Source organism: Fibrella musci (assembly GCF_041321105.1).
In the GTDB taxonomy this organism is placed as follows: Bacteria; Bacteroidota; Bacteroidia; order Cytophagales; family Spirosomataceae; genus Fibrella; species Fibrella musci.
Genome location: NZ_JBGGWD010000004.1, coordinates 298,518 through 319,951 on the forward strand (window position 1 = coordinate 298,518; position 21,434 = coordinate 319,951).

Here is a 21,434-nt window from a genome sequence, read left to right on the forward strand (position 1 = left end):
ATTCATACCCCATACTTCATAATCGAAACCATGACCGCTGCCGACTACATACAGGCTTTTGCCATGTTGCCGCATCCTGAAGGCGGTTTCTACGCCGAAACGTACCGGGCAACGGAGCAGATTGCACAGGCAGCGTTGCCAACCCGCTTCTCGGGCGACCGGCCATTCAGCACGGCGATCTATTTTCTGCTGGAAAATCAGCATCGGTCTACCCTGCACCAGATTCAGAGCGACGAAGTCTGGCATTTTTACGCAGGTGGTCCCCTCAACGTATATGTAATCGAACCGACGTCAGGTACGTTGTCGGTAATTCAGCTAGGGAATCGGCCCGACCGGGGCGAAGTCTTTCAGGCGGTGGTGCCTGCGGGAAGCTGGTTTGGATCCAAACCCGTTGGCGAGCCTGATGCGCCCCCGTTTTCACTGGTCGGCTGCACCGTAGCACCCGGCTTTGATTTCGCTGATTTCGTCATCGCCGAACCTACGGCCATGCTGGCCCAATTCCCGCAGCACAGCGAGGTGATTGAGTTATTGCGGTGAGGTAATGCACAATGTATGATGGACAATGCACAATGGGCTGGCGCGAGTATAAATTGCGTCAGCCTATTGTGCATTGTCCATCATACATTGTGCATTCAAAAATTGGTATCGGCTTTTTGCAGGTTTAACGGCTGAATCCAGATGTTGCGGTACATCACGTTATGTCCTTCGGCTTGGAGTTTCAGCCCGCCGGGTGTATCGGTGATGCCCTTGCCGCCGTCGTTGCCGCCATCAATCCCTGAGTTGGGGCCGCCCCACACCTGGTTGATCGGCTGGTTGGTGTGCACCTTCTTCCCGTTGAAATACATAGTCACCATAGCCGGCTGGGTACGTTTCCCACTCTCGAAACGCGCCGCCCGGAACACGATGTCGTAGGCGTTCCATTTGCCAAGGCCGTTGTAGGCGTAATAGGGCGAGGGCGATTCGTTGATAACGGCTGCCATACCGTGACTGGTGGTGTCGCCGTCGAGCACCTGGATTTCGTAGCGGCATTGCAGGTAAACGCCACTGTTGCCCCCCGCTTCCGGGATGAAAAACTCGACGTGAATACGGGCGTCTTTGAACTCATCTTTCGTCACGATGTCTGCCGCGCCGTATTTGCCACCCGCCGAGGCCGGATCGTTGCTGCTCACGGCATTGCCTTTGCCGATCGGGTCGGGTACGATTTGCCATTTGATGGGTGACGTAGCAGCCAGGCGGGGCCCTTTCCAATACGTCCATTTCTGGTCGAGCATCTGGCGGGTACCGTCGAAATAAACGGTAGCACCTTTGGGCGCTTTGGTACCCACGCCAACCTGGGCCTGAGCTGTAGTGAGCGCGCCAACAAACAGGGTCAGCGCAAGGCGGTAAGTAGCAGAAAACGGTTTCATGCAGACACGATTAGGATAAACGCAGCCGATTGACTGGCGCTGTCTGAGCAAAAGCAGCAGACGGTCGCTTTATAACCCTTTTGAACCCAGCCCGAAAAAAGAGTGACGAACGTACCCAGCGTTTGCGGCAGGAATCTCGTCTTTGGCTGAAAACACAAAACCACATAGCATCATGCGGGGGATCAGACAAGCCGGGAGGGGCGGACAGCGTATGCTTCTGTTTTCGGTAGTGGTAATGCTTACGAGTCAATGCACGCAGTCGTCCGTAGAGTCAAAGGCGAGCGGGTCGTGCCGGATCCAGCAGGAAGATGTGGTCGAAACCATCAATGGGGGCACTAATCTCGTTCCCAATGAAACGACGGATAAGAAAACCTATGAGTACGATACCGACGGACGGATCACCCACACGTTGTTGCAACGCGAGCAGCGCCAGCAGACGAAGGTCATCAACACGTACGGCATTGATAACAGCTACACCTATGATGCGGCCGGTTTCCTGACGACAATGCTGCAAAAGACGCGCTGGCAAACCGATATAGACGGCGGTTCGTATGAAGAACGCACCAGCTACACCTATACCAATGGCCGGCTGACGGAGTCGGTGCGTCGGTATCAGGGTGATGCGCAGGGCATCGTCAGCCAACTAACGAGCACCTATACCTACGATGCCGCCGGGCAGCTCAGCCGCCTGACGGAGTTGACCACGTACCCCGTTTTACCCGATTCATTGAAGGGAAATCTGTTGTACCAGAACGGATCGTTGGCAACGATCACCTACCAAAACGGGCGGTTAGTCGATTACGTGCGAAAGGAAGGAAGTACGGAAACCCGGCCCTACACGTTTCAGAATGGGTTGGTAAGCAGCCAGACGATGGGCAATGTGCGGTATGTATACAGCTACGATCAGCAGGACCGGGTGACTAAAGTCGAATACTGGCTGGACGGGCAGTTGAAAAATGAAACGCTTTACACCTACGCCGAGGCTAAACAGCCAATCGACACGTGGCCACCGTTCAAAGGAATTCCGGTCAGCCTCGCCTTGTCTGGAAAGCCGGGCGTTTGGGCTACCAACACGTATCGGTCTAAACTACCAAACGGAGCGTTTTATACGTCGGCTCTGCAACTACAATACACGCTGACGGGAGCGGGCTACATTCGGACCACCACGGGCACAACAACGCACACCAATTACGATTCGCGCAACTCAGTGTATCAGGTGAAAACGGTAAGCACGTACACCTACGACGGCCTTTGTGACTAACCCGACCACCGCCAGCCTGATCGAAGGTTGCCGACGTGGGAAGGAGGCAGCTATGAGCGCGTTTTACGAACGCTTCTATAGCTACGCCCTGTCGGTTTGTCTGGCCTATGCCAACGACCGCGAAGATGCCCGCGAACTGCTGAACGATGGGTTCATGAAGGTATTCCGGCGAATTGGTGAACTGAAGAATGAAGCAGCGCTGAAACCCTGGCTCCGGACGATTATGGTGAACACGGCCATTGATCAGTACCGAAAACGGAAACCTGCCGCCCTGTCGACCGATCAGATCGACCAAACAGTGGCTGAGCCTTACCACAACGACGAAGCCATTCTGGCCCAACTGTCGGCCGAGCATATTCTGGCAGTATTGCATACGCTGCCGCAAGCCTGCCGCCTGGTATTTAGCCTCTATGTGCTGGAAGGTTATGCCCACCGCGACATTGCCGAGCAACTGCACGTTACCGAAAGCACCTCGCGTGCGTACCTCTCAGAGGCCAATCGGCGCTTACGGCAGGCACTCGCTTCGCAAACAGACCAAACCTATGAGCGAGATCGACGATAAACAGCTACACGACTTGGTTCGGCAAACGCTACACAACTACGAGCCTCCACAGGATCAGCCGGACTGGCAGGGGTTGCGTAGCCGGCTGCGCAGACAGCGCCGGTGGCGATTAGCTGGCTGGCTGTCGATGCTATTGCTAGGTAGCGTGGCTGGGTACGTTGCCCTCGTGAACGTACCTAGCCGTTATAATGTAACGTACCCAGCCAGGCCGGCTGGCAACCCCAGCCCCATAGCAGATACCGAAAAGACGCTGAACGTATCTCGCCCGCAGGCACTGCCTGTGCAAGCAATTCCGTTCATCAACAGGCCAACGTACCCACGGCAACGTACCCAGCCTGGTATAAACCTTGCCGCGGCGAACCAAGATCGTCAAACCGTATCGATAGCTCCTTTGAGCCCTATCGGTATCGTTGGCCAACGTACCCAGCCGTTGCCCGAGCTACGCTATCAACCGCTTTCGGTCAAAGAGATTGCCCTGTTACAACAGGTATTATCCCCGACAATCGGTCCCGACTCGACGGTACTGGAAGTCCTTAACCGAAACCTGCGTCGCTGGCGCGATGCCGTTATCGTCTGCGACCTGACGACCAGTATGGACCCTTACGCAGCCCAGTTGTCTGCCTGGTTTCGGCAGAACTCGCAGAATCCTAATGTGCTGGGGACGGTATTCTTTACCGACTGCGACAGTCTGGGCCAGGAAACGCGTCCCGGAGGCCGGCCGGGTGCCTTTTTTGTCACACGTGAACGGGCATTGAACGCCGCCCTGCCCACCATGTTGGCAGCAGCCCGCAACACCGCCCACAACAACCTAGACCCTGAGAATGTCGTTGAGGCGCTGCGGTATGCGCAACGTACTTTCCCGCAGGCGAAACACCTGGTGCTGCTTACCGACAATGGTAGCCGCGTAAAAGATATGGACCTGCTGCCAGAGCTAGCCAAGCCCGTGCATGTGATTGCCTGCGGCGGCGCTGCTACCGAAATCGACGCGTTCCAGCCCGATCAGTATCAAATCGCACTCAGTACAGGAGGTAGCATCCATACCCTGGAAGACGATCTCTCGCTGCCGGCGCAGCTTACCAACCACTCGTTTGTGCGAATGGGTAACCACTATTACCGATACGCTGCCCGCAAAGGGCGGTTCATGAAAACCAGACGTACGCACCGGCCAATCCGGTTTTTAGGCATAAACTGGTAAACAAAAAAGTCCGGCCAGACTGACCGGACTTTTTTGCTGGGTACGTTCCTGGCCGATTAGTGGCCACCGCCGCCACCAACCGCTCCCGCGTTGGCGATCGTACTGCTATTTTCTTTCACCAGAAAACACGAAGCCGCCGCCAATATCAGGCAAATGCCGCAGAGAATCAGGGCATTGCGCGGATCGTTGCCGAGCAGGGTTTTGTAATAAAGCGGAACGGTAAGCATGCCAATGAACTGCGGTACACAGATGAAGCCGTTGAAAATGCCCATGTATACGCCCATTTTGGCGGGTGGTACGGCCCCGGCCAGAATCAGATACGGCATCGACATGATTGACCCCCACGCCAAGCCCATAATCGACATGGCGGCCAGGTAAATCATCTTGTCGTTGGAGGTGAGCGTCAGGAAGAAGCCGACGGCACCGATGCACAGAAACAGGGCGTGCGTAGCGCGGGCGCTACCAATGGCTTTGGCGATGCGCGGGATGAAGATGGAAATGAGGGCGCAGGAGATACTGAACATGGCAAAGCACAGGCCGCCCCATTTGGTGCCCTCTTCAAAACCGGCCGGGTTGGTGGTGGTATCGGGCGCGTTGAAGGCATACTTGGCTACCGACAGCGAGAGGTATTGCCACATGAGCGGCAAGCCATACCAAGTGAAAAATTTCACCCACCATAACTGCCGCATTGCCGTTGGCATCGACGAGAGCGAAGCCAGAATCTCCTTGAAAACGGGTAGCATCAAAACCAGATAGCCACCGGCCAGCACGCCCATGCCCCATTTGAGGCCGTTCAGCCAGCCACCCGAACCCGCCGCAAAGCAAAACGCCAGCACAGCTGCGCCAATGGCCATGGCCAGGTGCCAGAACGAGATCGACTTCTTCTCTTCCTCGGTAAAGACGTGGGCGTCTTTGTAGCTTTCGTCGTGTGGGGGATACTCTTTCGTGGTGCGCATGGTCCAGAGCACCGAGAGCACGATGGCCGCCCCGCCAATGTAGAACGGATAACGAACCGAGTTGGGGATGCCATTCGCCAGTTGCCCTTCCGACATCACCATTGAAATGCCCAGCATCGGCAGAATGTAAGGCATCAGGTTGGCCAGCGTTTGCCCAAAACCCACCATGAACGATTGCACCGCGAAGCCTGTGGGGCGCTGTTCCTTGTTCAGCATATCGCCCACAAACGCCCGGAAGGGCTCCATGGCCGAGTTGAGGCCCGCATCGAGCATCCACATCAGGCCCGCCGCCATCCAGACAAACGAGGAGTTGGGCATCAGAATCATGGCGATGCTACCCAGCAATGCCCCCACCAGAATAAACGGTTTGCGCCGCCCCCAGGTTGGCGACCAGCTCCGGTCAGACACCGCCCCGATGATGGGTTGTAGCAGCAGGCCCGTGAGTGGCCCCGCCAGCCAAAGGCCCGGAATCGAGGCCTCGTCGGCACCCAGATACCGGTAAATTGGGCTCATGTTGGCTTGTTGCAAGCCAAATCCGTATTGAATGCCCAAAAAACCGAAGCTCATATTCCAGATCTGCCAAAACGTAAGGCTTGGCTTATCAGGAGCTAAGGTTGCTGAAGGGACTTGTTCCGTTTGCATAGGTTAGTTAAAAAACGTTAAATACTGGACACTACACGTTAACTCCATATCAGGTATTTAACTTAGAAAAAGGCCTATACTATACTGCTTATAGGAATTAACAAGACCTTTGTCTGTTGACCCACATACGTTGCCCGGTGCCCAATTACAATTATACGCAGCCATTGCATCTTTTAGTGAAGGAGTTGGGTTATTTTCTTACTTTCAACGTTTCATATCTATGCGGCTACTGTCTACTGTTGTCTTACTGGGCCTGTTCTTGATGGCGCCGTTGCTAACCAGAGCCGCGGGGCAATCGGGCCGGTATGAGCCAGATTCAGCGGTTGTGGTTCGCTCGGTAACGTTGAAAGGTAACTTCCGTACCCGCGATCGCATTGTGTTGCGGGAAATGGCCCTGCACGTAGGCGACACGATTCGGCGGAGCGAACTGGCTCAGAAAACAGCCTGGGATCAGCGTAAAATTTCCAACACGAACCTGTTCGTCACCGTCGACCTGGCGGCGGTTGAAGATTCGACCCAACCAACAGCTTTTCGCCCCCTCGACATCACCGTTTCGATGAAAGAGCGGTGGTACATCTTTGTGGTGCCCATCTTCGAGCTGGCCGACCGCAATTTCAACGAGTGGTGGTATGAACGGGGCCGCGATCTGAGCCGGACCAACTACGGCCTGCGCGTTGATTGGAAAAACTTCACGGGTCGCAACGACCGATTCTCGGCGCTGGCCCAAACCGGTTTCACACCCAAATACATCGTCTCCTACGATCGCCCCTACATCGATAAGGCGCAGCGTTTCGGCGCCAATGCCGATTTCTATTACGCTTCCAACCGCGAGATCGCCTATCGGCCGCTCTTCGACAAATGGGAGTATATCAGTCCCGCCGGACTGTCGAGGCTACGTACCCGGCTGACGACCAGCCTGTCGGTTACCCGACGCGACGGCTTCTATCATTTCCACGAAATCGAGGCGCGTTACACCCAAAATAACATTGCCGACACCGTGGCCCAGCTGAACCCTGACTACTTCCTGGACGGACGTACCCGGCAACGGTTTATCTCGCTGTCGTACTTCTACCGCTATGACCGCCGCGATAATGTGGCCTACGCGCTGCAAGGCAATCTGCTTACGGCTTCTGTGGTACGCCACGGCTGGCTGGCCGACGCCGATATGCGCCAAACCGAAGCCGCCATTAGTTACAGCCGCTATTACCCGCTCGGCAAACGGTTTTTTGCCGCCCATACGCTGCGGCTACGGAACACCTGGGCCCCCAATGAGCGAATTCCGTATTTCGGTGCCCGGGGCCTTGGTGGCGGCGACGACGTATTGCGGGGCTATGAACTGTATATCATTGAAGGGCAGCGGCACGTGTTGTTTCGAAACAACATCCGCTACCGGCTGTTCGACGTGAAAAAACAGTTGAAATGGATTCCGCTGCGCCAGTTCAATACCCTGCCCATAGCCGCGTACCTGTCGCTGATTGGCGATACTGGGTACGTCGACAGCAACATCGCCGAACGCTACCAGAGTCGGCTGGCCAACCGGTGGCTGTATGGCACCGGCCTGAGCCTCGATGTAGTTACGTACTACAACCTGGTATTCCGGTTCAGCACCACCTACAACTCGCAGGGCCAGACGGGCTTTTTCCTGAACCTTCAGCGTGAGTTGTAGCAACTCGTGAGTAGCCGAAGCACGCCACTCTATTTTAGTCGTGCAGGTCTACAGCCTGCCCCTGTTCGATCCTGAATCTGATCATGACAACCTACTTGCGCACTGCCTGCCTCATTCTATTGGCCCTGATGGGGTTCACTGCGTTCGCGCCCGTTGGCGAGACGGCACGGATCACGGACACTAAAGACGGTCTCCTGTCGGGCACAGCCAGCGCCGACGGGAAAATTTCGATCTTCAAGGGCATTCCGTTTGCCGCACCACCCGTGGGTAACTTGCGTTGGAAAGCCCCACAACCCGTGGTGAAATGGTCGGGCGTGCGAAAGTGTGAGCAGTTTGCGCCCAGTCCCATGCAGGGAACACCCAACCCCTTTGGCCCGTGGAGTGCCGAATACCTGATTCCGAAAGAGCCGATCAGCGAAGACTGCCTGTACCTGAACGTGTGGACGGAAGCCAATTCGCCAACGAAAAAACGGCCGGTACTGGTCTGGATTTACGGAGGCGGGTTCAACAGCGGCGGTAGCGGTGTTCCCATCTACGACGGCGAAGCCATGGCCCGTAAAGGCATCGTGTTTGTCAGCATCAATTACCGGGTGGGCGCGTTTGGCTTTATGGCTCACCCTGAGCTTACGAAAGAATCGGGCAACAAAGGATCGGGCAACTATGGCCTGCTCGACCAGATTGCGGCCCTCCGCTGGGTGAATTATAACATCGCGGGCTTCGGCGGCGATCCGGCTAACGTCACAATCGCTGGTCAGTCGGCCGGGTCGATGAGTGTCAACTGCCTGGTGGCGTCGCCGCTGGCTAAGGGGTTGTTCAACAAGGCCATTGCCCAGAGTGGCGCCAACTTTACCCGCCCCCGCACCACCTTGCAGCAGGCCGAGGAAACGGGTCTGTCGATCATGCGGACGATGGGGGCGTCGTCGCTGGCCGAACTGCGCGCCAAACCAGCCGCCGAGATCCTCCAAAAAGCGCAGGGAACCCGTGGCCCTGTGATCGATGGGTACGTACTGCCCAAACCCATCGCTACGATTTTTTCCGAAGGAAAACAAAACCCGGTCGCTTTGCTGACGGGCTGGAACGAAGACGAAGGCATGCAATTTGGCCCTCCGAAAAACGCCGCCGATTTCCAGAAACAGGCCGAGCAACAATACAAGGCCGATGCCGCTACGTTTCTGAACTACTACCCCGCCACGAGCGACGAAGTAGCGGCCCGGTCGCAACTCGACGCCTCGCGCGATCAGACGTTTGGCGTGCAGAACTACGCCTGGGCAACCGTTCAGAGCAAGCAGGGCAAATCGGTCTACGTGTATCGCTTTACCCGCAAGCTGCCTGCTACGGGCCAGTATGCAACCTATGGGGCTTTTCACACAGGCGAAGTCGCTTATGCCTACGACAACCTGCGCTTCATTGACCGGCAGTTGCGCCCGCTCAACGCAGCCGACGATGAATTGGCGCGTCAGATGTCAGCCTATTGGGCTAACTTCATCAAAACGGGTAATCCAAACGGTGCCGGGCTACCGCAGTGGCCAGCCTACACCAATAGTAAAAAGCAACTGATGGTGTTGGGCGATGAGCTAAAGGCCAAACCCCTGACCGACGCCGCCCGGCTCGATTTTCTGCTTGGCCTGATGAGCCGCCCCTAAGGGTTGGGTACGTTGCCGGTTGGCTCAGGCGTTGGTGATCAGCAAGCTGTTACCGTCGCCGCTTAGCGTGGTTTTGTATTGCGTAAGCGAGCGGGTAGCTGGCCCCTGCGTGACGGTCCCGCTGGTGGTATACTGCGCCCCATGTTCAGCGCAATACAGATTGTCGGCGCTGGCAACGTACCTGACGGTAGATCCCTCGTGTGTGCAGATCTTCGACACGGCGATATAGCTGCCGTTTTTGATGTGAGCCACCAGAATATTGCCACTATAAGCGTAACTGCCCACCGTTTTCAGGCCCGAAAAAGCCGATGAGGTCAGGTCCAGCGTGACGCCATCAGCGCCGAGCGGGGTCACGGTATCTTCCGCTTTTGAGCAGGACGACAGTGTGCCCGTGCAGTAGAATGCCAGGAGAGCCGAGCCGCTAAGCCCAAGCTGTTTCAGAAACTGTAGCCGATTGATGGCGTCGACGGTATTGTTCATTGGTCTGTATGGTTAAGAACAAGTACAGTAGAACCATGGGCAATTTTAGGGGATAATGGCCAGGCTGAAGAAGCAGGATAGCGCCTGTTGCGTAACCAACGCTACCGCTCCTGGCGTTGATATACCATACGCGGGTATTGCGGTAAACGTGGCAATTCATGCGGTGAGCACAAGGGCGAGGTAATCGATATATAGCCGTTCAGCGCTTGAAGCAGCCGGATGCCGTTGCGTCTTTGCAGCTAAAACCGCACTTTCGCGGCATGAGAAAGCTATCCATCGTGTTGCTTGGCCTGTCGCTACTGGCAACGGCCTGCGAGTCGCGCAAAACCACCGACACAACCCAAACCAGTGATACAGCCGCAACCGCCCCGGCTACCGATAACGGCGCCGGTAGTGCAACTACGCTTACGCCTCGTTTGCAGGGACTAGGCCTGACCCCCGACCACGCCTGGCAAAATGTAAATCTGGGTGACGACTTCTCGGCCTTGAAAGCCAATGCCAAAGCAGAACCTTTTGAGCAGGATGTTAAACACGTAGGATACACCACCGAGTTTGACAACCTTGAATCGGTCGACTACCAGTATTTCCAGGATAACGGGAAGATCAACAAAATCCAGGTCGACTTGTACCTGAACTCGGCGCAAAGTGTGGCCGACTACAAAAAAGACCTGACAACGTACCTGAGCGGCAAATACGGTACTTCCGCCGCGATAGCACAGGGCAGCAACTGGCAGCAGGGAAAGGTTACGCTCACCGACGTGTCGAAAGGAAAAGACTTTGGCTTGCGCCTGGTGATCAAGTAAGTACCCAAACGAAAAGGGGGTAATGCGGGCTTATCAACGTTGATAAGCCCGCATTACCCCCTTTTTTAGTAAGGAAATCGGCTATTTGGGAAACGAAATCTTGAACAACGTACCCTGCCCCGCCTCACTTTCAACATCGATGTGGCCTTTGTGGCTGTTGACGATGTTTTGAGTGGCCGTGAGACCGAGGCCCATACCGCTTTGTTTGCCCGTAAAGAACGGGTCGAACAGGCGCTGCACGTTTTCGGGCGGAATACCACTGCCGTTGTCCCGGATCTCCACGCAGACCTGCGTGTCGTCGATACAATGGGTCTTAACAATCAGCTTACCCTTCTCTGGTTCCATCGCTTCGACGGCATTGATGAGAATGTTGGTCAGCGCCACACGTACCTGTTCGCGGTCGAGCAGGGCCGTGCAGTCGTCGGTCGAAAACTGCGTCACCAGTTGCATCTGCTTCAGCTTAATCCGGTCTGTGACCAAATTGAGCGTATCGCGCACTACATCGTTCAGGCTTTGCGGCTGACGGTCCAGTTCGCGCGGCTTCGAGGAGTTGAGCATGTCGGTGATTAACGCGCCGATACGCTCCACATTCCGGCCAATGATGTCGGTGTATAGTTGCGTTTCTTCGTTACCCACCAATTCTTCGCGAAGCTGATCGAGGGCCAGGCTCAGGTTGGTGAGAGGATTCCGTACCTCGTGGGCAATACTGCGAGCGAGCTTGCCGGTCATCGTCAGCTTTTCGGCGATGATCAGTTCCTGCTGTGCTTTTTTCTGGTCGGTAATGTCGCGCACGATACCCTGATACCACATGGGGCGGCCATTGGCGTCATCGACCGCCCAAACCGAGATAAGACAAATGCGCTTGCGCCCCTGCTTGCTGACGAGGATCGTCTCGAAATCTTTGATCTGATTGAACTCACGTACCGAAAACCGCAATTGCCGCAGCGTATCGAGCCGGTCGAAGAGGCGGGCCGGGTTCATGTTCAGTAATTCGTCGCGTGTGTAACCCAGCAATTGCTCTACCGATGGGTTGACATCGCGGAACGCCATGTTGCTGTTAGCAACGAAAATGGCGTCAATCGACCGTTCGAATAGCGAACGGTATTTCTTCTCCTGCTCAATCGACTTGGCTAGCGATTCGGCCTGCCGCAACGCGTAGCGAATACTGCGACCCAACAGTTGCGCATCGATTCGCCCCTTGACGAGGTAATCCGAGGCACCGATAGCCATAGCCGAATAATCGACCGACTGATCGTCTTGCCCGGTCAACAGAATCATCGGGGAACGGCAGCCATTTTCGGTGGCTTCCTGAATCAGCTCAATGCCTGTGCGTTCGCCCAGGCGGTAGTCGATCAGGTAGACATCATACTCATCAGCGTAAATGCGTTCGAGCGCTTCCTCATAACCTTCCACCCAATCGAGGCGGAGATTCCGATTTTCGGGAGCGCCCATGAGCGTACGAGTCAGAATGTAATCGTCTTCGTCGTCTTCAACCAGCAACACGCGGATGACGCTGGCCTTTTCCTGGACCTCAGGGGGAGTAACGGGAGCAACGGTAAGCATAACGTGAGTGTTGCTAAGCGGTTTAATGAGGTAATTGAACGGTCTCTAGCCAATAATTCTTCAAAGAGCCGATCATCTCGGTAAGGCGGTTAAAACTGCTGGGCTTAACCATATACGAGTTAACACCCATGGCGTAGGTACGATCGACATCGTCGCGCGACGATGACGTTGAGAGAATAACAACCGGAACCCGTTTCAGATGAGGGTGTGCCTTAATCTCTGCCAGAGCCTGAAAACCATTTTTCCGGGGCATGTTTAAGTCCAGCAGAATCAGGCTGGGCTGTGGTGCATTCTGATCGGAAAAGCCATTTTTATGAGTCAGGTAATCCATCAACTCTTCGCCATCTTCTACAAACTTCACTTGCGATGTGTATTGGTGATGGCGCAGGGCTTCATTCAGAAACAACCGGTCGTCGGCGTCATCATCGGCAATTAAAATCGTCTTGTGAATGTCAAAAGTAGGTGTTGTCATTCCGGTATCGGCTGAGTAAATAACAGTTGGCTAAGTTAACACAATAGCAATGGTTAACCTATGGGTAAACTCGACTGGAACTGCAACCCAATAGTTTTTCAAAAAGTGCTACACGGTCGATGGTATTGTGGTTATTCGGGTCCGAAACTGTGGAATTCCGTCCGCATAAACCGGTTAGCAGTGAAAACCTATATATACTCATTTGTCCAAAAAACTGTTGAGCAAACTTGCTGAAAACCAATCGATTAATCAAGAGACAAGCCGTATTAATCATATACTGGCACGAAATTGTCAGGTAAATGGGCAACACAAGTACACTCAACGTTATGAAAAACTCCGTAAAAACCATCGCTGCCGCTGCCCTGATGACCTTGGGCTTTCTAGCTACTGACCACACTGCTCAAGCACAAACTCGTGCCAGAACAGGTATCAAAGGTGGTCTTTCGGCCAGTACACTTCAATTCAACAACATTGACTTGACCGACCGAAAAGAACGCATTGGTTTCCACGCAGGTTTATTTACGCAAATTCCCGTTGGTTCAGCATTTGCCATTCAGCCTGAGCTACTTTATTCAAACAAAGGGGCTTCGTCAAACTACCGTGCACTCGGACAAGATAGCCGCGCTTCGTTTAATCTGAACTACGTCGAGTTACCTGTATTAGCCACCATCAAGCTGGGCAACGCCGCCGAGATTCAGGCGGGCCCTTACGTAAGCTACCTGCTTAATTCAAACGTTAGCAACACGGGTGGTATACTGGGCAACTCGTCAATTAACCTTAACGCCGATCAGTTCAACCGCCTTGACTACGGTCTGGCCGGTGGCGTCAACGTGTACTTTGGCCAACTGCTGTTAGGCCTGCGTTACGCACAGGGTCTGCAACCGATCGCCAATACCACCGCGTCTAAAGCCGTATTTGACAATGCCAAAAATGGCGTTGGCTATCTGTCGGTAGGGTATAGCTTCAACTAAGCGGCCACTTAAAGCAAAAACTACAGCAACTGGTGTACGAACCATTTATGCAACCTCCACGGCCGAGCATAGCCTGATTCGTACACCAGTTGGCGTTTTACAAATGAATATCGTACGCTTTCAGTTTGTTGTACAGCGTTTTCCGATCGATGTTCAAAACCTCAGCGGCTTTCGTCTTGTTGTACCCCGTTTTCTCAAGAACCTTCAGGATAGCTACGCGCTCAGCACTTTCCGAAACAGACTTTAAGTTGTTACCACCACTTGGCGCTGCCTGCTGGACGATAGGTGGTGAACCCGGCCGAACTGAATCGACTACATAACTGACTGTCTCTTCGGGACTGATGTAAGTCGGAGACACGATTTCATGCGGCAGCACATCGACGGTGATGTAGTCACCTTGCGTGAGCAGTACCGCCCGCTTCACGACATTCTGAAGTTCGCGGAGGTTACCGTGCCAGTAGTAGTCTCTGAATTTGTCCCGTGCCTCGTCGTCGAAGCCAAGGACGTCTTTCTCTAACTGCTGATTGGCGATCTCGAGGAAGTGCTCAGCAAACAGCATAATATCGGCCCGCCGTTCACGCAATGCTGGCAGATCGATCCGGAATTCATCAAGGCGATGATAAATATCTTCCCGGAACCGACCTTGGCGTACGGCATCACGAAGATCTTCGTTTGTCGCGCACAGAATCCGCACGTCAACGCTGATATCGGTGTTACCACCTACCCGCTTGATCTTGCGCTCCTGCAAGACACGCAGTAGCTTGATCTGATTCTCGTACGACAGGTTGCCGATCTCGTCGAGGAACAACGTACCGCCGTTAGCTACTTCAAACGAACCGATCTTATCCGACATGGCGCCCGTAAAAGCGCCTTTCACGTGACCAAACAGTTCACTGCCAGCCAATTCCTTTGAAAGCGCTCCACAGTCAATCGCCACAAAGGGTTTGTCGGCGCGTTTGCTGCTTAGGTGAATGGCGTTGGCGACGAATTCTTTGCCCGTACCGGTTTCGCCCGTAATGATCACCGACATATTGGTGGGGGCGATCAGTTCAATATGCTTCTGAAGTTGTTCGGCAGCGCGGCTTTTTCCAAAAATAAACCGCTTGCCAGAAGGGGCTAAATCACGGCTACGACTGGCTTTCGGAGCTGTAGCGGATTTGGCGGGTTCGGTAGTGGGTTGAGGCGTGGTTTTGGCTGTGGGTACGTTCCGTTTTTCGAGCGCTCCCCTGATTGTATACAGGATTTCGTCGGGCAAAAGCGGCTTCGTGACATAATCGTAGGCCCCGTACTTGAGCGCCTGTACGGCGATACGTACGTCGGAGTAACCAGTAATGATAATAACAGCCGTGGCTGGACTAAGTACTTTTATGCGCCGCAGCATATCGAGGCCATCGGTATCAGGGAGCTTAAAATCACAAATGACCAGATCGTACGATTCTTTACGCAGGAGCGAGAGACCATCTTCGCCCCGCTGAGCCGACGCCGTTTTGTACTTCTGCTTACCCAGGAATTTCTCCAGTAGCACGCAGATGTCGTTATTGTCGTCGATTATCAGGATTTTTTCCATAAGCAAATGCCCGAACTAACCTTGACAGGAATTCGGGCCTTGTTAGCCATTGATGGGTACAGTGGGTAAGGTGTAAAAGCAACCCTTGACGGGGAACGCCTCTGATTCGTTGACTAATCTACAAAATTAATCGTCTGCCATCGCGTTAAACCTGAATTGATTCAAGTGCCTGCTCTACTGTCTTACGTGTGAATGGTTTACCCATGAAATAATCGGCTCCCTGGTCGCTGGCACGTTTTCGCTCGGCAATGCCGTCAAAAGCGCTGATCATCACGACTTTAGGGTTGGAAACGCTATCCTTCTTGATGGTTGGTAGTAAATCAAAGCCAACGCCGTCGGGTAGATTTAAATCCAAAAATATAGCGTCAAAATGCTGCTGTGCTAAGCATTGACGACCTTCTTCCAACATGTGTGCGCAAGTAGGTTGGTACCCAAGCCGACGAAGTAAGCCAGAAAGAAGCAGACATATGTCGGCCTCGTCGTCCACGATCAGCACGTGCTTCGACTGATTCATAATTGTTTGTGTAGTCGGTCTTAACGGATACCCCTGCGCTGAGCCGCCTACTCGTGTGCCGGTCATGTTAAAAGTATGTTACGTTTTTAAATCTCTATTGTGTAGCATACTACATAAAATATAGTGCCTGAATTTTCGGCGCCGTCTGTATTTCAGATATTACGAACCTAAATGGCCGTTACAGAACCACTTAAGCAGCTCGCGGCTTTAGAAATAAATATACTTAGCCAAAACGGTGCCCGACCGGTTGGGGAAAAGTGTGGATTTGTTTACTAGGTATCTTGAGTAAATTGGGGAATATTTTCCACACTATCCATAAGGTTACTTCGAGTTACCTAACTATGAAAAAAAAGTTTTTAGGGTGTATATGCCTCATTTATACGCTTCTGAGTAGTCTGTGCGATTCATACGCTGTGTCTGATGCTGGATTGGCATAATTTTCTCCTATTGAGTAACAGAACGCGAGACAAGTTGTTCTGATTTACTCAACACACAACGAACGTTATGGGAAATTTGCTGTACACAATAGCTGTGATTCTGGTCATCATCTGGGCGCTTGGATTCTTAGGATTCAACAGCTTCGGCATGGGAGGACTCATTCATGCGCTGTTAGTTATAGCAATCATAGCGGTCCTGTTCCGGCTAATTAGCGGACGAGGCGTTTGATATACGCCTTTGTTCGGTCTATGCAGCCCTTCGGGCCGAGGCATCACGGAAGTGACCTAAGCCTGACTCCAAAGTAGACACTTAGTAAGTGGTACGTTTAGGTTTAGGTGGTTTCATTTTAGGTTAAGTACAAGTTACGGTGGGTACGGAATCCCTGCATCAGTTTGAGTGCAGGGATTTTTATTTGTAGAGACCGCAACGGCGGACTGTGCAATCCCTTGCGTCTTTTTGCTCATCACCTAGCGTCTGCTAATCCCACGTAGCCCAACACGTATACACTAAAAAAAGACGCAAGGGATTGCACGGTCCGCCGCTGCGGTCTCTACAGCGACATCATCTCTTTGAAACGGATAGCTTGCCGACGGCTGATCTCGATCTTATCGTTGCTGCCTCGGAGCGTTACCAGCAAACCGCCGCTGAACCAGGGCTCGATCTTATCGATCCACTGCAGGTTAATGATGTGTTTCCGGTTAGCACGGAAATAGGTGGCTGGGTCGAGGCGGTCTTCCAGCGCGTTCAGCGATTTAAGCACCAGTGGCTTCTGATCATCAAAATAAAGCCGGACGTAGTTACCCATCGACTCAAACAGACGCACTTTGCCCAGTTTGACAAACCAACATTTCTCGCCGTCTTTCACAAAAACCTGATCGTTTTCGCCCAAGAGTTTGGTCGTATCCTTGGGTACGTTGGGGGTACGTTCGGCAGCCGATCCGTGTAGCAGTTCTTCCTCAACGCGGTGGATAGCCTCGCTAAGCCGGGCCAGATCAACGGGTTTCAGCAAATAATCGAGCGCGTTGAACTCAAAGGCTTTGATGGCATACTCGTCGTAGGCGGTCGTGAAAACGACTTCGGGTGTGCGACCCTCAATCGACTGCAATAACTCGAAGCCATTTTTGCCCGGCATCTGAATATCCAGAAACAACAGATCGGGTTGAAGGTCGTCGATCATGGGCAGCGCTTCGTCAGCGTTTGCGGCCTCGCCAATGATGTCTACTTTGGGGAAGTTCTCCAGCAGGCGGCGCAGTTCGTTGCGGGCCAGCCGCTCATCGTCGATGATAAGGGTTTTCATAAAGGAATGTTTAATGAGCAGTTAGCGATGGTAGTCTTCATACATGCTGCAAATGATCACGCTTGAAGACGCCTTCAGACTGTTGGGGAATCACGACATCGGCCGCCACGACCCCGGCCGTTTCCTGCTGAATGGCAAAGTGGGCATCGGTGCCATAGAGCAGTTCGAGGCGTTGGGCAGTGTTTTTCAGGCCAAAGCCGCCCGAAGCCGTTTCCTTGGTCATGGCGTCGGGCTGCAACGTACCTGTGTTCCGAATGCAGATGTGGAGTTGGTCGCGGCCCGAGGTACCCGTCTCGATGCGTCCGGTGAGCTCGACAAAGCCACCACTAACATCCTTCGAGACACCGTGTTTGATAGCGTTTTCGACCAGCGTCTGAAGCATCATTGGCGGCACCTGCCAGTAGTTGGCCTGCGGATCAACGCTGATACGGCATTCGAGACGGTCTTCATACCGGATCTTTTCCAGTGAGAGGTAGTCTTGCACGGTTTTGACCTCTTCGCGCAGTTCAACTGTCTTGCGGCGATCGGCGAGCAGCGAGTTACGAAGCAAGTTCGACAGTTGCGTGATGCCCTGCTGGGCTTTCTGTGGATTCTCGTACACCAGCGCCCGAATGCTGTTGAGGGCGTTGAACATAAAGTGCGGGTTCATTTGCGAGCGCAGCACTTTGGCTTCCGTTTCCCGAATCGATGTTTTCAACAGGATCTTCTCAATTTCGGCGTCCCGCGAGCGTTCGACGTAGTGGTAGGCTGTATAACTCAGAATCCAGGCCATCATGGTCTTGACCCAGTTGACCATATTGGCGATAAACGCCGACATGGTACTCATGCGCAGGTCGGTGATCAGGTTAAGGTCAAACGGGAAATTGACGAAGGTCATGATGAACGCCAGCACGATGACGGAGCCCATTACACGCGGTGCCAATTTGTAGAATGGTAACCGAACCCAGTTCCAGCGTTTGATAGTGAGGCGGTAGAGATGCGTCAGGCTGATGCCAAGCAGAATGTTGGCCAGCGTGAGATAGAAAATTTCCGGTATAAAGCCCTCGTCGATCCAATAGATGATGAACTCGGTCATCATCAGGAGCGTCCAGCCGACGATTTGGCAAAACCAGTAAACGCGTTGCTTCGACATAGGATAAAGAGGCTTGCGAGAGCCTGTTAACGAAACTACGTAAAAAACGCCCTTAACGCGGCTGCCTTTATGCGAAGCCCGCCGATCGCTGGATAAGGTCCACCATTCGGCGGATGAACGGGCCTAAATGCCAAACGGCCAGCTTTGGGGAAAGACTGGCCGTTTGGCTGAGAGCGGGAACGTACCTACAACTCCAAGTAACTGTTTACCGCGAAGAGGTGGGCCGTATCGTTGGCAACGTCCAGCGTAAAGGTGCCAGACTGATATGTATAGGTTAGCTTATAGAGGCAAAGGTTACTGTGTTCAAACTGATCCATGCGGGCGAGCGGATAATTCAGCAGCCACGATAGCAGAATGCGCATGGCCCGCCCGTGCATAGCAACCAGCACCGGCGACTCGTCGGTCTGGGCCAGGATGTGGTCGATGGCTGGCCGTTGGCGGGCCATCACCTGCTCGGGGCTTTCGCCCTGCTCGGTTGGCATTGCCGTGTTTCCGGCCGACCAGTTTTCGATCAGGGTCCGGTAATATTCGTCGTCGAGGGTATTGGGCACCTTCCCTTCCATCACTCCCCAGCTAATCTCGTTGAGGCCAGACAGTTTTTCAAATGGAATGCCTAACTCGATAAACGACTCGACGGTCTGGTACGTCCGGACCAGCGTCGACGTATAGATTTTGGCAAAGGGTACGTGCTGATAAGCCTGGAAAAAAGCCGCGGCCTGCGCCCGTCCCATGTCATTCAGGCTGGCGTCGACCCCGCTGCCCTGAACGACGCCCCGGCGATTATAGTCCGTTTCGCCGTGTCGAATAATATATAGCTCCTTCTTAGCCAAAAGCGATTGGTGTTCCGGTTACGAAACCTAAATTGGCCGCAAAAGTACGGAAAAATCAGTTGATTATGAACGCTAATGTCAACTTGGCCAACATGGCTGAGTTTCACCAGACGTCGATTGTTGGCCATCTGGGTATCGAATTTCTGGAAGCGACCGACACGTACCTGACCGCCCGCATGCCGGTAGACGAACGTACCCAGCAGCCGTTTGGTATTCTGCACGGTGGCGCCTCGGTGGTGTTGGCCGAATCGTTGGGGAGCGTGGCCTCGGTGCTGCGGATCGACACCAACACGCATCGGGCGGTAGGGTTAGAAATCAACGCCAATCATATCCGGTCGGTGTCGTCGGGTTGGGTGTATGGAAAGTGCACGCCGATTCATTTGGGCCGAACGACCCACGTCTGGGACATCCGGATCACCGACGAAGCCGACCGCCTCGTGTGCGTGAGTCGACTGACGATCGCCATCATCGCAGCAAGATGATAAAAACCATCTTATCGGAATAGTACAAAAATAAGGTAATCGCTGTACATATTGAAGCGAATCGGTACAACGGAAACTAAATTTTAGGCAAGTGTAACCCAATAAAGTTCATTTTTAGGCTAGAAGGACGTTTTTTGATAGATGTTATCAATGGGTGATTGATAGAAGTAATAAGGCAGGTGTGCGTTTTTGCGTCAATTTTGTGCCGGAAACGCATCGTTTACACACACAACTTGTCTAACAATTCTATGAAAAATCATATAATATCCGTCGGGTCAGAGTTTCCTGAATTCAAGAAACTAGCCGTTGTTTCACTAGAGAAAGACAACGAGTTCTACGAAATTTCATCCAACGATCACCGCGAAGCCGGTAAGTGGCTGGTGATGTTCTGGTGGCCGAAAGATTTCACGTTCGTTTGCCCCACCGAAATCGCCGAGTTCAACAAAAAAATAGAAGATTTCGAAGACCGCGACACGGTGCTGATCGGCGCCTCAACCGACAGCGAGTTTGTGCACCTGGCGTGGCGCAAAAACCACGACGATCTGCGTGGTTTGAAATTCCCGATGCTGGCCGATACCTCGAAGTCGCTGGCCGAAGAGCTGGGTATTCTGGAAGCTAATGAGAAAGTGGCTTACCGGGTTACCTACATTGTTGATCCGCAAGGTATTGTACGTTGGGTGAGCGTCAACGATCTGTCGGTAGGGCGCAACGTAAACGAGGTGATCCGGGTGCTCGACGCGCTTCAGACCGATGAGTTGTGCCCCTGTAACTGGACCAAAGGCGAAGCAACGATCAACGCGTAAACAAGCAGGCAGGGGAGGAGGGAGCCTAGCGGAAGAAGCTGTCGATGAGGCTCAACCGGGTACGTTGGCATTAGCTTCTATTCTCATCTCCCTGCTTCCTTTTTACCTGCTCTTACCATGACAATCACACGAACCGATACCGCCACGTCGATCCTGACAAACCTGGGGCTGGCTCCTGAAGCCGACTACCCGGTGCTCGACGCGATGGGCGAAAGCAAATACCTGCGTGATCTGAAAATCAACGTAGGGAATGTGCTGAACAACAGCACGAATCTGAGCGCTAAAGAAAGCCGTTTGCTGGCGCTGTCTGTAGCCGCCAACGAAAAGCATCAGCCGCTGATCGACGCGTTTACAGAAGCTGCCAAACAGGCGGGTGCCACCGATGCCGAGGTGGCCGAAACGCTGGCCTGCACGTCGTTGCTCAGCACCAACAACATCTATTACCGTTTCCGGCATTTCGCCAACAAAGAGGTGTATACCAATGCGCAGGCGGGCATCCGCATGAGCATCATGATGACGCCGGTGTTGGGCAAAGAGTTTTTTGAGCTGATGAGCCTAGTCGTATCGGCAATTAACGGCTGTGAGATGTGCGTACGCTCTCACGAAGAAAGCGTGCTGAAGCATGGTGCGTCGGAAGCGCGCGTACTCGACGCTATCCGGCTTGGCGCAGTGATCAAAGGCCTGCTTGTCGTCGTATAAGGTTAATAACCCCCACTTAACTGGTTCAGCGTGAGCGGTTAAGTGGGGGTTA

The 21,434-nt window shown here is 53.5% G+C and carries 22 protein-coding genes; 12 read left to right on the forward strand and 10 right to left on the reverse strand.

The genetic code is table 11. The annotated features are described in order from the left end of the window. Positions 1 to 30: 30 nt before the first annotated feature. On the forward strand, positions 31 to 537 hold the full coding sequence (locus ACAW74_RS14420; RefSeq protein WP_370698907.1) for a cupin domain-containing protein: 507 nt from the start codon (positions 31 to 33) through the stop codon (positions 535 to 537). Between the two features lie 95 nt (positions 538 to 632). Here the strand turns inward: ACAW74_RS14420 and ACAW74_RS14425 are convergent, their stop codons facing one another. Next, positions 633 to 1,406, reverse strand: a complete 774-nt coding sequence (locus tag ACAW74_RS14425) for a 3-keto-disaccharide hydrolase (RefSeq protein ID WP_370698908.1) — start codon at positions 1,404 to 1,406, stop codon at positions 633 to 635. Positions 1,407 to 1,578: 172 nt separating this feature from the next. On the opposite strand from ACAW74_RS14425, the gene ACAW74_RS14430 reads away from it, so the two are divergent. From ACAW74_RS14430 to ACAW74_RS14440, 3 genes are read left to right on the forward strand one after another with little or no spacing between them, the layout of a single operon-like run. Beyond that, positions 1,579 to 2,667 (forward strand): hypothetical protein, encoded by a 1,089-nt coding sequence (locus ACAW74_RS14430; protein ID WP_370698909.1) that lies wholly within the window; start codon positions 1,579 to 1,581, stop codon positions 2,665 to 2,667. Next, positions 2,660 to 3,229, forward strand: coding sequence for an RNA polymerase sigma factor (locus tag ACAW74_RS14435; protein WP_370698910.1), 570 nt, complete (start codon positions 2,660 to 2,662; stop codon positions 3,227 to 3,229). Before ACAW74_RS14430 ends, ACAW74_RS14435 begins: the two co-directional genes overlap by 8 nt. Then, on the forward strand, positions 3,210 to 4,424 hold the full coding sequence (locus ACAW74_RS14440; RefSeq protein ID WP_370698911.1) for a vWA domain-containing protein: 1,215 nt from the start codon (positions 3,210 to 3,212) through the stop codon (positions 4,422 to 4,424). The genes ACAW74_RS14435 and ACAW74_RS14440 overlap by 20 nt, the downstream gene beginning before the upstream one ends. A gap of 56 nt (positions 4,425 to 4,480) precedes the next feature. On the opposite strand, the gene ACAW74_RS14445 is transcribed toward ACAW74_RS14440, so the two are convergent. Next, positions 4,481 to 6,022 (reverse strand): MFS transporter, encoded by a 1,542-nt coding sequence (locus tag ACAW74_RS14445; RefSeq protein ID WP_370698912.1) that lies wholly within the window; start codon positions 6,020 to 6,022, stop codon positions 4,481 to 4,483. Positions 6,023 to 6,242: 220 nt separating this feature from the next. Here ACAW74_RS14445 and ACAW74_RS14450 point away from each other — a divergent pair, with 220 nt between their 5' ends. Both ACAW74_RS14450 and ACAW74_RS14455 read left to right on the forward strand, forming a co-directional pair. After that, positions 6,243 to 7,688, forward strand: coding sequence for a BamA/TamA family outer membrane protein (locus ACAW74_RS14450; RefSeq protein ID WP_370698913.1), 1,446 nt, complete (start codon positions 6,243 to 6,245; stop codon positions 7,686 to 7,688). Positions 7,689 to 7,771: 83 nt separating this feature from the next. Beyond that, complete coding sequence (locus ACAW74_RS14455; protein ID WP_370698914.1) at positions 7,772 to 9,331, forward strand: carboxylesterase/lipase family protein; 1,560 nt, start codon at positions 7,772 to 7,774, stop codon at positions 9,329 to 9,331. A gap of 24 nt (positions 9,332 to 9,355) precedes the next feature. Here the strand turns inward: ACAW74_RS14455 and ACAW74_RS14460 are convergent, their stop codons facing one another. Continuing rightward, entirely contained in the window at positions 9,356 to 9,811 is a 456-nt protein-coding gene (locus ACAW74_RS14460) for a QcrA and Rieske domain-containing protein (RefSeq protein WP_370698915.1), read from the reverse strand. A 260-nt stretch (positions 9,812 to 10,071) separates the two neighbouring features. Between ACAW74_RS14460 and ACAW74_RS14465 the strand changes: the two genes are divergently transcribed. Further along, the gene (locus tag ACAW74_RS14465) at positions 10,072 to 10,614 is read left to right on the forward strand and encodes a hypothetical protein (RefSeq protein ID WP_370698916.1); all 543 of its coding nucleotides are present in this window, start codon (positions 10,072 to 10,074) and stop codon (positions 10,612 to 10,614) included. Between the two features lie 81 nt (positions 10,615 to 10,695). Here the strand turns inward: ACAW74_RS14465 and ACAW74_RS14470 are convergent, their stop codons facing one another. Continuing rightward, positions 10,696 to 12,177, reverse strand: a complete 1,482-nt coding sequence (locus ACAW74_RS14470) for a hybrid sensor histidine kinase/response regulator (RefSeq protein ID WP_370698917.1) — start codon at positions 12,175 to 12,177, stop codon at positions 10,696 to 10,698. A gap of 22 nt (positions 12,178 to 12,199) precedes the next feature. Further along, on the reverse strand, positions 12,200 to 12,649 hold the full coding sequence (locus ACAW74_RS14475; protein WP_370698918.1) for a response regulator: 450 nt from the start codon (positions 12,647 to 12,649) through the stop codon (positions 12,200 to 12,202). Positions 12,650 to 12,975: 326 nt separating this feature from the next. On the opposite strand from ACAW74_RS14475, the gene ACAW74_RS14480 reads away from it, so the two are divergent. Further along, positions 12,976 to 13,620 carry a porin family protein gene (locus tag ACAW74_RS14480; RefSeq protein ID WP_370698919.1) on the forward strand — a complete coding sequence of 215 codons (645 nt, stop codon included), beginning with the start codon at positions 12,976 to 12,978 and terminating at the stop codon, positions 13,618 to 13,620. Positions 13,621 to 13,717: 97 nt separating this feature from the next. Here ACAW74_RS14480 and ACAW74_RS14485 read toward each other — a convergent pair whose 3' ends face one another. Both ACAW74_RS14485 and ACAW74_RS14490 read right to left on the reverse strand, forming a co-directional pair. After that, a complete protein-coding gene (locus ACAW74_RS14485) occupies positions 13,718 to 15,187 on the reverse strand; it encodes a sigma-54-dependent transcriptional regulator (protein WP_370698920.1) in 1,470 nt (489 codons plus the stop codon). 145 nt (positions 15,188 to 15,332) lie between these two features. After that, on the reverse strand, positions 15,333 to 15,701 hold the full coding sequence (locus ACAW74_RS14490; protein ID WP_370698921.1) for a response regulator: 369 nt from the start codon (positions 15,699 to 15,701) through the stop codon (positions 15,333 to 15,335). Positions 15,702 to 16,205: 504 nt separating this feature from the next. Here ACAW74_RS14490 and ACAW74_RS14495 point away from each other — a divergent pair. Further along, positions 16,206 to 16,367, forward strand: a complete 162-nt coding sequence (locus tag ACAW74_RS14495) for a lmo0937 family membrane protein (protein ID WP_148289301.1) — start codon at positions 16,206 to 16,208, stop codon at positions 16,365 to 16,367. A gap of 322 nt (positions 16,368 to 16,689) precedes the next feature. Here ACAW74_RS14495 and ACAW74_RS14500 read toward each other — a convergent pair whose 3' ends face one another. The 3 genes from ACAW74_RS14500 to ACAW74_RS14510 form a co-directional block, all read right to left on the reverse strand. Next, positions 16,690 to 17,436 (reverse strand): LytR/AlgR family response regulator transcription factor, encoded by a 747-nt coding sequence (locus tag ACAW74_RS14500; RefSeq protein ID WP_370698922.1) that lies wholly within the window; start codon positions 17,434 to 17,436, stop codon positions 16,690 to 16,692. Between the two features lie 37 nt (positions 17,437 to 17,473). After that, complete coding sequence (locus ACAW74_RS14505) at positions 17,474 to 18,568, reverse strand: sensor histidine kinase (RefSeq protein ID WP_370698923.1); 1,095 nt, start codon at positions 18,566 to 18,568, stop codon at positions 17,474 to 17,476. 185 nt (positions 18,569 to 18,753) lie between these two features. After that, entirely contained in the window at positions 18,754 to 19,398 is a 645-nt protein-coding gene (locus ACAW74_RS14510) for a histidine phosphatase family protein (protein ID WP_370698924.1), read from the reverse strand. A gap of 65 nt (positions 19,399 to 19,463) precedes the next feature. Between ACAW74_RS14510 and ACAW74_RS14515 the strand changes: the two genes are divergently transcribed. The 3 genes from ACAW74_RS14515 (at position 19,464) to ACAW74_RS14525 (ending at position 21,382) form a co-directional block, all read left to right on the forward strand. Beyond that, positions 19,464 to 19,880: a hotdog fold thioesterase gene (locus tag ACAW74_RS14515; protein ID WP_370698925.1), complete on the forward strand. Its 417-nt coding sequence runs from the start codon at positions 19,464 to 19,466 to the stop codon at positions 19,878 to 19,880. 248 nt (positions 19,881 to 20,128) lie between these two features. Then, positions 20,129 to 20,683 (forward strand): peroxiredoxin, encoded by a 555-nt coding sequence (locus ACAW74_RS14520; RefSeq protein WP_370698926.1) that lies wholly within the window; start codon positions 20,129 to 20,131, stop codon positions 20,681 to 20,683. Positions 20,684 to 20,800: 117 nt separating this feature from the next. Beyond that, complete coding sequence (locus tag ACAW74_RS14525) at positions 20,801 to 21,382, forward strand: carboxymuconolactone decarboxylase family protein (protein WP_370698927.1); 582 nt, start codon at positions 20,801 to 20,803, stop codon at positions 21,380 to 21,382. Positions 21,383 to 21,434 lie beyond the last annotated feature (52 nt).

Excerpts from the sequence above, each read along its gene's own strand:
- ACAW74_RS14420 (WP_370698907.1), top strand. The coding sequence starts at position 31 with ATGACCGCTGCCGACTACATACAGGCTTTTGCCATGTTGCCGCATCCT.
- ACAW74_RS14425 (WP_370698908.1), bottom strand. The coding sequence starts at position 1,406 with ATGAAACCGTTTTCTGCTACTTACCGCCTTGCGCTGACCCTGTTTGTT.
- ACAW74_RS14430 (WP_370698909.1), top strand. The coding sequence starts at position 1,579 with ATGCGGGGGATCAGACAAGCCGGGAGGGGCGGACAGCGTATGCTTCTG.
- ACAW74_RS14440 (WP_370698911.1), top strand. The coding sequence starts at position 3,210 with ATGAGCGAGATCGACGATAAACAGCTACACGACTTGGTTCGGCAAACG.
- ACAW74_RS14445 (WP_370698912.1), bottom strand. The coding sequence starts at position 6,022 with ATGCAAACGGAACAAGTCCCTTCAGCAACCTTAGCTCCTGATAAGCCA.
- ACAW74_RS14450 (WP_370698913.1), top strand. The coding sequence starts at position 6,243 with ATGCGGCTACTGTCTACTGTTGTCTTACTGGGCCTGTTCTTGATGGCG.
- ACAW74_RS14455 (WP_370698914.1), top strand. The coding sequence starts at position 7,772 with ATGACAACCTACTTGCGCACTGCCTGCCTCATTCTATTGGCCCTGATG.
- ACAW74_RS14460 (WP_370698915.1), bottom strand. The coding sequence starts at position 9,811 with ATGAACAATACCGTCGACGCCATCAATCGGCTACAGTTTCTGAAACAG.
- ACAW74_RS14465 (WP_370698916.1), top strand. The coding sequence starts at position 10,072 with ATGAGAAAGCTATCCATCGTGTTGCTTGGCCTGTCGCTACTGGCAACG.
- ACAW74_RS14470 (WP_370698917.1), bottom strand. The coding sequence starts at position 12,177 with ATGCTTACCGTTGCTCCCGTTACTCCCCCTGAGGTCCAGGAAAAGGCC.
- ACAW74_RS14475 (WP_370698918.1), bottom strand. The coding sequence starts at position 12,649 with ATGACAACACCTACTTTTGACATTCACAAGACGATTTTAATTGCCGAT.
- ACAW74_RS14480 (WP_370698919.1), top strand. The coding sequence starts at position 12,976 with ATGAAAAACTCCGTAAAAACCATCGCTGCCGCTGCCCTGATGACCTTG.
- ACAW74_RS14485 (WP_370698920.1), bottom strand. The coding sequence starts at position 15,187 with ATGGAAAAAATCCTGATAATCGACGACAATAACGACATCTGCGTGCTA.
- ACAW74_RS14490 (WP_370698921.1), bottom strand. The coding sequence starts at position 15,701 with ATGAATCAGTCGAAGCACGTGCTGATCGTGGACGACGAGGCCGACATA.
- ACAW74_RS14495 (WP_148289301.1), top strand. The coding sequence starts at position 16,206 with ATGGGAAATTTGCTGTACACAATAGCTGTGATTCTGGTCATCATCTGG.
- ACAW74_RS14500 (WP_370698922.1), bottom strand. The coding sequence starts at position 17,436 with ATGAAAACCCTTATCATCGACGATGAGCGGCTGGCCCGCAACGAACTG.
- ACAW74_RS14505 (WP_370698923.1), bottom strand. The coding sequence starts at position 18,568 with ATGTCGAAGCAACGCGTTTACTGGTTTTGCCAAATCGTCGGCTGGACG.
- ACAW74_RS14515 (WP_370698925.1), top strand. The coding sequence starts at position 19,464 with ATGAACGCTAATGTCAACTTGGCCAACATGGCTGAGTTTCACCAGACG.
- ACAW74_RS14520 (WP_370698926.1), top strand. The coding sequence starts at position 20,129 with ATGAAAAATCATATAATATCCGTCGGGTCAGAGTTTCCTGAATTCAAG.
- ACAW74_RS14525 (WP_370698927.1), top strand. The coding sequence starts at position 20,801 with ATGACAATCACACGAACCGATACCGCCACGTCGATCCTGACAAACCTG.